Source organism: Paraburkholderia sp. (assembly GCF_050742655.1).
Classification (GTDB): Bacteria; Pseudomonadota; Gammaproteobacteria; order Burkholderiales; family Burkholderiaceae; genus Paraburkholderia.
Window position 1 is genome coordinate 64,900 of sequence record NZ_JBOIGG010000024.1, and the last position, 11,599, is coordinate 76,498.

The 11,599-nt window shown below is 63.6% G+C and carries 12 protein-coding genes; 5 read left to right on the top strand and 7 right to left on the bottom strand.

Annotated elements, in window-relative coordinates; all coding sequences use genetic code 11:
- The first annotated feature begins 351 nt into the window (after positions 1-351).
- The 3 genes from ACREXZ_RS27055 to speB all read left to right on the top strand — a co-directional run bounded on the left by ACREXZ_RS27055 (position 352) and on the right by speB (position 3,591).
- Complete coding sequence (locus ACREXZ_RS27055; RefSeq protein ID WP_431767208.1) at positions 352-903, top strand: cupin domain-containing protein; 552 nt, start codon at positions 352-354, stop codon at positions 901-903.
- A gap of 101 nt (positions 904-1,004) precedes the next feature.
- Entirely contained in the window at positions 1,005-2,495 is a 1,491-nt protein-coding gene (locus tag ACREXZ_RS27060) for an aldehyde dehydrogenase (protein ID WP_431767209.1), read from the top strand.
- Between the two features lie 133 nt (positions 2,496-2,628).
- Entirely contained in the window at positions 2,629-3,591 is a 963-nt protein-coding gene (speB, locus tag ACREXZ_RS27065) for an agmatinase (RefSeq protein WP_431767210.1), read from the top strand.
- Positions 3,592-3,814: 223 nt separating this feature from the next.
- Here the strand turns inward: speB and ACREXZ_RS27070 are convergent, their stop codons facing one another.
- Positions 3,815-4,129, bottom strand: coding sequence for a winged helix-turn-helix transcriptional regulator (locus tag ACREXZ_RS27070; protein WP_431767211.1), 315 nt, complete (start codon positions 4,127-4,129; stop codon positions 3,815-3,817).
- Between the two features lie 63 nt (positions 4,130-4,192).
- Here ACREXZ_RS27070 and ACREXZ_RS27075 point away from each other — a divergent pair, with 63 nt between their 5' ends.
- On the top strand, positions 4,193-4,762 hold the full coding sequence (locus ACREXZ_RS27075) for a carboxymuconolactone decarboxylase family protein (RefSeq protein WP_431767212.1): 570 nt from the start codon (positions 4,193-4,195) through the stop codon (positions 4,760-4,762).
- A 225-nt stretch (positions 4,763-4,987) separates the two neighbouring features.
- On the opposite strand, the gene ACREXZ_RS27080 is transcribed toward ACREXZ_RS27075, so the two are convergent.
- From ACREXZ_RS27080 to ACREXZ_RS27095, 4 genes are all read right to left on the bottom strand, one after another.
- Entirely contained in the window at positions 4,988-6,190 is a 1,203-nt protein-coding gene (locus ACREXZ_RS27080) for an MFS transporter (protein ID WP_431767213.1), read from the bottom strand.
- Positions 6,187-6,720: a MarR family winged helix-turn-helix transcriptional regulator gene (locus tag ACREXZ_RS27085; RefSeq protein ID WP_431767214.1), complete on the bottom strand. Its 534-nt coding sequence runs from the start codon at positions 6,718-6,720 to the stop codon at positions 6,187-6,189. Before ACREXZ_RS27085 ends, ACREXZ_RS27080 begins: the two co-directional genes overlap by 4 nt.
- 168 nt (positions 6,721-6,888) lie before the next feature.
- Positions 6,889-8,004: a porin gene (locus tag ACREXZ_RS27090; protein WP_431767215.1), complete on the bottom strand. Its 1,116-nt coding sequence runs from the start codon at positions 8,002-8,004 to the stop codon at positions 6,889-6,891.
- Positions 8,005-8,249: 245 nt separating this feature from the next.
- Positions 8,250-8,912 carry a LysE family translocator gene (locus ACREXZ_RS27095; RefSeq protein WP_431767216.1) on the bottom strand — a complete coding sequence of 221 codons (663 nt, stop codon included), beginning with the start codon at positions 8,910-8,912 and terminating at the stop codon, positions 8,250-8,252.
- A 251-nt stretch (positions 8,913-9,163) separates the two neighbouring features.
- Between ACREXZ_RS27095 and ACREXZ_RS27100 the strand changes: the two genes are divergently transcribed.
- Positions 9,164-9,862: an SDR family oxidoreductase gene (locus ACREXZ_RS27100; RefSeq protein WP_431767217.1), complete on the top strand. Its 699-nt coding sequence runs from the start codon at positions 9,164-9,166 to the stop codon at positions 9,860-9,862.
- 130 nt (positions 9,863-9,992) lie between these two features.
- Here ACREXZ_RS27100 and ACREXZ_RS27105 read toward each other — a convergent pair whose 3' ends face one another.
- A complete protein-coding gene (locus ACREXZ_RS27105; RefSeq protein WP_431767218.1) occupies positions 9,993-10,316 on the bottom strand; it encodes a thioredoxin family protein in 324 nt (107 codons plus the stop codon).
- Between the two features lie 90 nt (positions 10,317-10,406).
- Entirely contained in the window at positions 10,407-11,339 is a 933-nt protein-coding gene (locus ACREXZ_RS27110) for a LysR family transcriptional regulator (RefSeq protein ID WP_431767219.1), read from the bottom strand.
- Positions 11,340-11,599: the final 260 nt, after the last annotated feature.

Below are 11,599 nucleotides of genomic sequence, written 5' to 3' on the forward strand. Positions count from 1 at the left end.
TAAAGAAACGGGACGCGGGTCTCGTCGACCATGGACGCTTCCAACCTCCGTGCCGCACCGCAAACGAGCGGGCGAAGTACCTTGCATGGGGCGGTTACGACGGCATGACGATGACCTGTAGTTCAGCATATACGAGCCAAAAATGCCGTCAAATGCTTTTTGCGAAACCTTGATCAGGGCTTACCCGAGGCGTTGCGGCGATTCAGGCCGATTGGGAATGCCGATTGCGCGCGCAATATTTCGATGACCTTTCAGGGTTTTCCCGGGCAGCGCGCGCGTTAAAGTGATTAGAATATTCAACACTCGCGGCCGCGTTTCGCGTGCACGCCCACCCGTTCGACGAGCCTATCGATGTCCATTGAAGTAGCGACCCGTCTGCAGTACATCCGCAAGAAACACGGCCTGTCGCAGCGCGAGCTCGCGAAACGCGCGGGGGTGACGAACGGCACGATTTCGCTGATCGAGCAGAATCGCGTGAGTCCGTCGGTGGGTTCGCTGAAGAAACTGCTCGAGAGCATACCGATGAGTCTCGCCGAGTTCTTCACGTTCGAAGTCGAAGCGAGCCGCGGTGTCGTGTCGCGACGCGCCGAGATGCCGAACCTCGGCAACGAATCGATCGAGTTCTATCTCGCGGGGTCCGGTATGAAGGACCGCAACATGTGCATCATGCGCGAGGTGTATCAGCCGCTTTCCGATACCGGCCCGGAGATGCTGCAGCACGCGGGACACGAGGGCGGCGTCGTGGTCAGCGGTCAGATCGAACTGACTGTCGACGGCACGACGTGGCTGCTCGACCCCGGTGACAGCTACTACTTCGAAAGCCGTATTCCGCACCGTTTTCGTAATCCCAGCGCGGAGCAGATCTGCGAGGTCGTGTCGGCGAATTCCCCACCGACATTCTGACGTTTTGACCTTCCGAGATTCTGACGCCGCGTCAACGCGTTCGCCGTCTATGTGGTTCCGATTGAAGCACGGCGGCGAGCCATACACATTGAGGCATCCTGATGGACAAGCAAACGTTCGCATACTGGCAGGACAAGGCCGCGACCCTCTCGATCGAGGGCCGCGCATTCATCGACGGCACGTACCGCGACACGCACGAAGGCCGCACGTTCGACTGCGTGAGCCCGATCGACGGCAAGCTGCTCGCGAAGGTCGCGGACAGCGGTGCAGCCGACATCGACGCGGCGGTTGCCGCCGCACGTCGTGCATTCGACGCGCGTGTGTGGGCCGGGCTCAATCCGCGCAAGCGCAAATCTGTGCTGTTGCGCTGGGCCGCGCTGATGCGCGAGCATCGCGACGAACTGGCGCTGCTCGAAACGCTCGACGCGGGCAAGCCGATCGCCGACACGACGAGCGTCGATGTGCCGGGCGCCGCGTACTGCGTCGAATGGTTCGCTGAAGCGATCGACAAGGTCGGTGGCGAAGTGGTGCCCTCGGACCATCATCTGGTCGGCCTCGTCACGCGTGAACCGATCGGCGTCGTCGCTGCGGTCGTGCCGTGGAATTTTCCGATCCTGATGGCGGCGTGGAAATTCGGCCCCGCGCTCGCGGCGGGCAACAGCGTCGTGCTGAAGCCGTCGGAGAAATCGCCACTCACCGCGATCCGCGTCGCACAGCTTGCGTACGACGCGGGCATTCCGGCGGGCGTGTTCAACGTCGTGCCGGGCGGTGGCGAACCGGGCAAGCTGCTGGCGCTGCATCACGACGTCGACTGCCTCGCGTTCACTGGCTCGACGAATGTCGGCAAGCTGATCATGCAATACGCCGGACAATCGAACCTGAAGCGCGTGTGGCTCGAACTGGGCGGCAAGTCGCCGAACATCGTGCTGCCCGATTGCCCCGATCTCGATCGCGCGGCGAATGCGGCGGCGGGCGCGATTTTCTACAATATGGGCGAGATGTGTACCGCGGGTTCGCGCCTGCTCGTGCATCGCGACATCAAGGATGCATTCCTCGAACGGCTTGCGGTTGCCGCGCGCGACTATACGCCGGGCAATCCGCTCGATCCGAAGACGTCGATGGGCGCGATCGTCGATCAGGTGCAGCTCGATCGCGTGCTCGGCTATATCGACGCCGGTCGCGCCGAAGCGAAACTGCTATTCGGTGGTTCGCGCGTCAAGCAGGAAACCGGTGGCTTCTATGTCGAGCCGACCGTGTTCGACGTGAAGCCCGATGCGAAGATCGCGCGTGAAGAAATTTTCGGACCGGTGCTGTCGGTGATCACGTTCGATACCGTCGACGAAGCGGTCAGGATCGCGAACGATAGCGAGTACGGTCTCGCCGCTGCGGTATGGACATCGAACCTGACCACCGCGCACGAAGTGTCGCGCAGCCTGCGCGCGGGCACCGTGTGGGTCAACTGCTATGACGAGGGCGGGGACATGAATTTCCCGTTCGGCGGCTACAAGCAATCGGGCAACGGCCGCGACAAGTCGTTGCACGCACTGGAGAAGTACACCGAGCTGAAGTCCACGCTCGTGCGGTTGCGCTAAAGGATTCGCGCACCAGCGCGGCGGGTGCGGCACGTGACGCGTGCCCGTCGCGTTCCCAATGAATCCGTCGCTGGCGGACTCGCGCGCCTCTGATGAAGCGCGGGCCGCCGGCCTGTTTCAGCAGGTTTATCCCATGACCGAACTGCTTTATGGCGACGGTGCAATACGCCGTCCGTCCCTTTACGGCTCCTCGATCGAAAACACCTATGCCGGCGTGCTGTCGTTCATGCGGCGACGCTACACGCGCGAACTCGAAGGCGCAGACGTCGTCGTGTCGGGCATACCACTCGACCTCGCGACCACGTTCCGTTCCGGCGCGCGTCTCGGGCCTGCGGCGGTGCGTGCCGCGAGCGTGCAGCTATCGGAATTGCGTCCGTTTCCGTGGGGTTTTAGTCCATTCGACGACCTCGCGGTGACCGACTACGGCGATTGCTGGTTCGATGCGCACAACCCGCTGACGATCAAGCCGTCGATCGTCGAGCATGCGCGCACGATTCTTAAATCGAACGCGAAGATGCTGACGTTCGGCGGCGATCACTACATCACCTATCCGCTGCTGATTGCGCACGTGGAGAAGTATGGCAAGCCGCTGTCGCTGATCCACTTCGACGCGCATTGCGACACGTGGGCCGACGACAGTCCCGATAGCCTGAATCACGGGTCGATGTTCTATAAGGCCGTGAAGGAAGGGCTGATCGATCCGGCGACGTCGGTGCAGATCGGCATCCGCACGTGGAACGACGATTTCATGGGCATGCAGATTCTCGACGCGCCGTGGGTGCATGAACACGGCACGCGCGCGGTGATCGAGCGGATCGAGACGATCGTCGGCAAGCGACCCGCGTATCTGACGTTCGATATCGACTGTCTCGATCCGGCTTTTGCGCCGGGTACGGGTACGCCGGTCTCGGGTGGCTTGTCATCGGCGCAGGCGCTGGCGATTGTGCGTGGGTTGGGGGCGATGAATCTGATTGGCGCGGATGTGGTTGAGGTTGCGCCTGCTTATGATCAGAGTGAGATTACCGCGCTTGCGGCGGCGCATATTGCTTGTGATGTGCTGTGTTTGTGGAGGCAGCAGAAGGTGGGGGCGCGGTGATGTGATGGTTCCGGCGCGGCGGGTGTCGCGCTGGTTAGCCCGGTGCTTGAGGGGGCGTGCGGGTGGGCAGTTCGCGGCCAGCAAGAGTCGTTCTGCGTCGATATCCAGATGGTCGACAATGGGTATCGAGCGTCAGGAAATCGCATCAATGCGGCGCGCGTATCAACTGGATAACATGATGCTTTCGGGCTAATGTCCTGAGTGAGAAGATGCCATTCCGGTATCACTTGCACCAGGTCTCCGCCCAATCGTGTAGCGGCCGTAACGCCGTCCGTAACGCCACCCCTCCCTCGGTCAGACAGTATCCCTGTCCCGCATGATCGATGAGCCCCGCCTCTCGCAATTCCTTGAGCCGGGTATTGAGCAAACTGGGATTGGTATCGGCCGCCTCAAGCAGTGCGCGAAACGTCAGCGGCTCGCCCCGCAATTCCCACAAGATGCGTAGCGCCGCCCGTCGTCCAAGCAGATCGAGCGCGACCATGATGGGGCGGCCCGTCGTTGACCCACGCACCGGTTTGCCAACTTTAGGTATCTTCATGCTTTACTTTTCATAGCGATGTGACCAGGATATGCTATTGAAAATATAGCACGAGGATGTGACATGCCCGCCCGTATCGCACCCGCTCAGCTGCCGTTTCCGCCAGCCATCCATGAGATCCTCGAGAAGATCATGCCGCCAGGTGTGCCGCCGCTTAGCCTCTTCACGACGATGGCTCGCGACGAGCGGTTGTTTGGCAAATTCTTCGCCGCCAGCTTGCTGGACCGTGGCCACCTGACTCTGCGGCAACGCGAGTTGATCATCGATCGAACCACCGCGCTGTGTGGATCCGAGTACGAGTGGGGGGTACACATGGCCTTCTTTGGCGCGCGTGTCGATTTCTCGGCTGAGCAGATCGAGGCTCTCGTACACGGCACTCCTCAAGACGAATGCTGGTCGGCCGAAGACTCAGCCATCTTGCAAATGTGTGACGTACTGCATCGCGACTGTAGTGTCGACGAAGACTCATGGCAGGTGCTGCGCGCACACTTCGCAGAGGAGGCGATCCTTGAGATGCTGATGCTCGCGGGCCTCTATCGAACAGTAAGCTATCTCACCAACGCTCTGCAATTGCCGCTTGAATCCTACGCGATGCGCTTCCCCGTCCGCATGGCGACCCGAAGGCCACGATGATCTGTCCGCCGAGCGGCAAGAGTACGCGGCAACCAAGGCGTGCAGGTTGGACAATCATTGACCATTTCTGGGTACAGGGCGCACGTGAATGACTACTTCCCGCAACGCTGAGTGTCGGCAGCGGGTTACGAATTTGCTCCGAAAGACGTCGGCGTGCCGGCCCGGCCGTCGTGAGTGGCACATTCCGTCAAAGTGGCGAGGGCCATCACTGCATCCGCTCATCATTCACCGCGCAGACGGCACCTCCGTCAACCTCCGCCGTCCCTCCCGCACTCCAACCGCATACACCGCAAGCCCTCCGCTCAGCAGCGCAAGCTGCCACATCAGCATATCGCTACCAAGCGCCTGCATCGAATACCCGGCAACAAGTGGCCCGACGATCGCACCAACGCCGAACGACACCGAAATCAGCCGCATGTTGCGGCCCGGTGTCGTGCCGGTTGACCCCGCCACCGCGACCATGCCGAGCGTCAGGAACGCGCTGTTCGCGCCGCCGAGCACGAGCGCGCTCACGGCCATCTGCCACGACGATGCATCGGAGAGTTCGAACGACACCGCCGCCGCCGTGTTCAGCGCCGCGGCGACGATCACGGCAGCGGTGAGCCCTGCGCGATCGGCAAACCAGCCGACCGGAAACTGCAGCGCGATCGCGCCGATGCCGAGGAAGGTCAACAGCGTCGCGGCTTGCGTGCTGCCCAGTCCGCGGCCGGCTGCGAATAGCGGCAGCAAGCCGTACAACGCGCCGTCGCTGAGTCCGCCGATCGCGGCGGCGACCATGCCGAGGCAGACGAGTCCATCGATCGGTTCGATACGCAGCAGGCGCAACGATAAAGACGAACGGGGCCGCGCACGCACGTGCATGCGGCGGTCGTAGCGCGTCGCGCACAACGGCAGCGCGGCGAGCAATGTGAACACCGCGCCCGCGCCGAACGTGACGCGTCCGTCGACGCCGGACAACGCCGCAAGCGCCGGTGCAACGACACCCGCTGTCGCGATCAGCGCCTCATGCACACCGACGATCCGCCCGCTCGATTCCGCCGGCACGAGCCCGTACAGCCAGGTCTCGTTGCCGATCCAGCGCAGCCCAAGTCCGATGCCGATCAACGCGCCTGGAACGATCCACAGCGGCCAACCGACGAAGCCCATCATCGCGAACGCGAGTGCCGTCAATGCGAGGCCGAGCAGCACAGTCTGTCGTGCGCCGATCCGCGCAAGCAGCACGGGCGCGATCAGCAGGCCGGCCAGCATGCCCGTGCATTGCGCGCTCGAAAACATGCCGGCGCGTGGCGCGTCGAGGCCCTGATGCGCGAGCCAGACCGGCAGCACCATGAAGCCGAGGCCGAACTGCGCGATCTGAGCGAACGTCGACACCGCGTTCAACGCACCGACCGCGCGCCAGTCGATCCGGGTTGTGCTGCGCGTATTCACACTGCGCTCCGCGCGGGCATCGGCAGGCCCTGTTCGCGGCATTCGACCGGGCAACCCGCTTTCAGGCACGGGCCGTCGTCGCAGAATCGGCATAGCTGCATCGCGTGCGACGGGTCACGCGTTTCTTCCCACAGGATCTTGATCAGCAGGCTTTCGAGCGTGCCGCGTTCGCCGTCGTCGAGCCGGCCGACGATGCGCTTCAGCATCCGGTCGCGTGCGCCGCGCATGCGCTGCATTTCGCGGCGGCCCGTAGCCGTCAGTGCGAGCTTCACTGCGCGTCGGTCGTCACCGGCTTTCTTTTCGACGAAGCCCGCCTCGACGAGCCCCGCCACCGCGCGCACCGCCGCGGGATGCGACAGATCGACCGCTTCGCGCAGCGTTTCGATCGACGAATGCGGGTACTGTCCTATCGCGTTCAGCATCGCGCGCGTGGTGGCACCCGCGAGCGCGGTCGGCGTGTCCTGGCTATTCATTTCATCCGTGACCAGCACGGCAAGCACGCCGAGCAGGTTTTCCGTGCGTTGGGTCATCGTGTCACCTATTCGTGTGCAGTATGCATATATGCATACTGCACATAAAAAGCGAAAAATGCAAGGACGGAGAAACGATGAATGTGGCGTTACCGAAGGGAGTAAAACGAAAGGAGGAAGACAACGCGCGGCGGCGTAGTAAAACCCGCCGCCGCGCGAATACCGCTGTTAGAACAGATGCTGGATGCCGGCGTAAACGCCTGACTGGCTGTGACCGACGAGGGGATTGTCGGTCGCGGTCGTGTCGCCTTCGTTGTTCGCATTCAGGCCGAAGTTGGCCGTCTTGCTGTTTTGCACGGTGGCGATCTGCATGTCGAGCAATGTGCGCTTCGACAGGTTGTAGGTACCGCCGACCGTGTAGATCGTCGCGTTGCCCGCGCCCTTGTTCGCGTTCACGTGATACACCGCCGCGATCAGCGCGGCGGCCGGCGTCGCTTGCCACGTCACGCCGCCCCATTCGTGATCGAGGGTCGTCGGTGCGATACCGGCGGTTGCGGTGCCGCCCGACGTGCGGATCGCCTGATACGCGCCCTGGATCTTGAACTTGCCGAGGAACACGTTGAAGGCGGCCGTGTATTCGCGCGATGCGGTGAACGGGTCGACGAACTGACCGTTCTCCGAACTGCGAATTTCGTCGTAGATGCCGCGCAACTGGAAGAGCGGCGTCGTGTAGGTCAGCTGCAGGCCGGCCCAGCGACCTTGCGGCGTCGTACCGTTGCCGTTCCAGTTGGTGGCGTTCGACAGCGCGTACTGGCCGAATGCGTCAAACCCGGCGATGGTCGGCGACTGGTACGAAATGTTGTTGCTCGAATGCAGCCAGTTGCGGCCACGTACCAGCGACGCCGACGACCAGTTCGACTGGCCGAACGGATCGAAGTCCCACACGCCGTTCGAGATGAACAGTTCGCGGCCGAGCAGCAGCGTACCGAACTTGTCGCTTGCGATACCGACCGTCGCATAGCGGTCGAACAGACCTGCGCTGCTCATCGTGCCGTTCACCGTATTGAACGAGCCTTCCAGGTGGAATACCGTGGCCAGACCGCCGCCGAGATCTTCACGGCCTTTCAAGCCCCACAGACTCGTGCCCCAGTCGCCGCTCTCGGCCCTGAAGCGATGTCCGCTGCCGGTGGCCTGACCGTTTGCGCCGACGCCCGTCGGTACGCCGGACATATATTCGAGACCCGCGTCGACCCGTCCGTACAGCGTGACGCTTGTTTGCGCCTGTGCCCCTGCGGCGGCTGTCGTCAACAGCGCCGCGACCATGAGTGTCTTCCTCTTTCTCATCCTTTTCTCCGCGTGATGGAGCGGACCGACTGCGTCCGCGCCGGCATAAGTGTTTGTATACGTTTATCGAGAGGCTACGTGAGGATCGAATGCCGGATGTGCGGACGACGTGGATTGCTTCGCACAGCAAATCTCAATATGTGAACGCGGCGAGCCGCACCGGCGTTGAACCTCGGGAGCTACTATAGGTCAGGTTTGCCGGACGTGCAGGGAAGCCCACAACCGTTGCGCCGTGGGCTTCTCCGTCAGCTTTTCGACAGCAGCAACTTCACCCCGGCGGCGCCGAACGCGATCGCGAGCGACGCCTCGAACCAGCGCCGGATCGCGACATAGATGCGCCGCGCGGATGCTGTCGAGAACAGCACTGCGTAGCTGAAGAACACGCCGACGCCGAGCGTGAGGCAACTCGCGACAAGTACCGCCGGATGCGCGGGACCTGCGTGCGACGACTGGCTCGACATCGTCAGCGACACGATCGACAACCAGACGAGCACGGCCTTCGGATTCGTCAGATGCAGCAGCAATCCGCGCAGGTAGAGCCGGCGCGCGGAATACGGCTGCGCGGCAGCAGAGGCAGCGGCCGGCCCGTGCGCGTTGCCGCTTAACGCGGCGCGCGCCGACTTCAGCGCGAGCCACAGCAGATAGAGACCGCCGGCGATCTTGATCGCGATCAGCAACGTCGAGCATGCGGCGAGCACCGCGGCGAGGCCCAGCGTCGCGAGCGTGGCCCAGAAGAACGAGCCGGACAGGACGCCGCATGCGAACGTCAGCGCGGCGCGTCGGCCGCTGCCCATCGCAAGCGACATGATCGCGAGATTGCTCGGGCCGGGGCTTGCGGTGCCGACCAGATAGACGGAGCAGGCGAGCAGCAACTGCGCGGAAAAAACGTCGTGCATCACGTATGTCATCGAGGAGCCTTGGCGAAGGAAAGGGTGCAGCCGTGAGAGCCAGTCTGGCCGATTGATTTTGCAACGACGGCACGTGCTCTCGACAGGGACAGTCGACATGCCGGGCGGCAGCACAGTTGCGCGCAACCGATGCCGCGGGGTCATCGGTGCGATGACCCCGCGGCTATCGCTTCTGTGGTCCCGCACGACGACAATGAATTGTCGCGGCGCGTTGCTATCACGCAGAAGCCGCCCCTTTCACGGAGAACACGATGTCCGATTCACCTGTTGCATTGATCGTCGGCGCGTCGCGCGGACTCGGCTGGGGTCTCGCGCGCGAATATCTGCGCCGCGGCTGGCGCGTCGTCGCGACGGTGCGCGACCTCGCCACACGCACGCCGCTGCACGCGTTGCAGGATGAAGCCAATGGACGGCTCGAAATCGAATCGGTCGACATCGCTCAGCCCGAACAGATCGCCGCGCTCGATGCGCGGCTCGCCGGGCGCCGCTTCGATCTATTGTTCGTCAACGCGGGCGTGTCGAACGATCCGCAGGAACCCGCCGGCGATGTGACCACCGACGAGTTCGTCCGCGTGATGGTGACGAACACGCTGAGCCCGATCCGTGCGATCGAGCGGCTGATCGAGCGGGTGAAGCCCGATGGGCGCGTCGCGGTGATGTCGTCGGAACTGGCGAGCGTCGCGGGCAACGTCAACGGCGGTTGGGAGGTCTATCGCGGCAGCAAGGCCGCGTTGAACACGATGCTGCGCAGCCTTGTCGTGCGGCGTGCCGGCGACGCGCGCACGTTCTACGCGGTCGCGCCGGGCTGGGTGCGCACGGAGATGGGCGGCGCCGACGCGCCGCTCGACATCGACACGAGCATCCCCGGCGTCGTCGATGCACTCGATCGCCGCGCGGGCGAACGTGGGCTCGTGTTCGTCAACTACCGTAACGAAATCCTGCCGTGGTGACGCTGGCCTGGCCCGCACGCGGGGCCGGGCGCGAAAAAATGCCGGAGCGATGGTATGACCCACTTCAGGCGCCGAGCCATGCAGGCTCCGCTCATGCGGCGCTGCCGGCAATCACCTCGCGGCCAGCGTATTAACGAAGCGCCGCGAACCCATCCTCGATCGATGCGGCATCGGTCGGCCGCACGACCCGTGCAACTTCCCGGCCTTCGCGCAGGAAGATCAGCGTGGGCCACAGCTTGACCTTGAACGACCGTCCGAGCGGCCGGCCCGGTCCATCCTCGACCTTCAGATGGCGCACGCCCGGATGCTGTGCGAAGCCTTCTTCGATCAGCGGCTGTGCGCCCTGGCAATAGCCGCACCAGTCGGTGCCGAAGTCGAGTACCGCGGTGCCGGGCAGCGCGTCGACGTCGGCGCGCGACGGCGCGGTGGGCGAATAGGGTTGATCCGTTGCCATGTGTTCTCCGTGCAGGTCTACCGGTCATCGATGCATCGCCGTTCAATGTAGCGGAAATCGTCGCGCGGCGTTGTGCTGCAGCGTGTGAATCTAATGCGCGCCGCGCGACCGGTAATGCTGCAGCACGAACTCGATGAAGAGGCTCGCGGCGCCATTGCTCGAGCCGCCCAGTGTGGCCTCGGCATAGCTGATGTGCAGCGGCGCGGTGAGCGTCGGCGGTTTTTTTAGCCGGCAGTAGACGACACCGACCTGGCTGTAGCGCTGCATCGACGCGGGCACGAAGGTCACGCCGAGCCCGGCCGCGACGAGCTTGATGCCCGACAGCATGCGCGGCACCTCGCGCGCGATGTGCGGCGAGAAACCGGCGTGCCTGCATGCCGTGAGGATGTCCGCGTACATGCCCGGCGCGCCGGGGCGGCGCACGAGGATGAAGTCCTCGTCAGCGAGTGTGTCGAGCGCGACCTCCGGCTGGGCGGTACGACGCCGCTTCAGCAGCGGATGGCTGTCCGGCAGCACGACCACCATCGGCTCCTCGTCGAGCATCTTGAACGCCAGACCTGCTGGCCGCTCGACTGGCTTGCGCAGAAACGCGACGTGCACGAGGCCGCTCGCGAGCCGCTCGTTGACCTCGGCCGCGTTCAGGTCGGGCAGGTCGATGCCGACATCGGGATGCAACCGGCGGAACGCGCGGATCGCCTCGGTCGTCAGCGGATGGAAACTCGCCGAACTCGTGAGGCCGATCGCGATCGTGCCGATCTCGCCACGCGCAATTCGCTTTGCGCGTTCAGCGGCCTGCTGCAGACCCTCGACGATGCGCTGCGTGTCCTGCGCGAACGCCTGACCGGCCGGTGTCAGCACGACGCCGCGTGGTAGCCGCATGAACAGGTCGAACCCTAGCTCCTCCTCGAGCAGGCGGATCTGCTGCGACAGCGGCGGTTGCTGCATCGCGAGCCGCTCGGCCGCCCGGGTGAACTGGCCTTCTTCGGCGACGGCCAGAAAGTAACGCAAGTGACGCAGTTCCATGGTGCGGGTTCCTTCGCAGGCAGCGATTGCCATATTTTAATGATATGGCAGATGCCAGAAATAGGTATTTTACATGTAGCAGAATCGTCCCTACGATCATGGCCAACGCATCGCTTACGAATGCGGACAACAACGATCGACAGCAACTATCTTGAGACGAGCAATGTCACGCGTCATGGAAGTCCGACTGCCAGGGAGTGTTGGAGCGAACCATTGCGTTAAGCGTGATGAGCAGTTTGCGCATGCAGGCGACAAGGGCG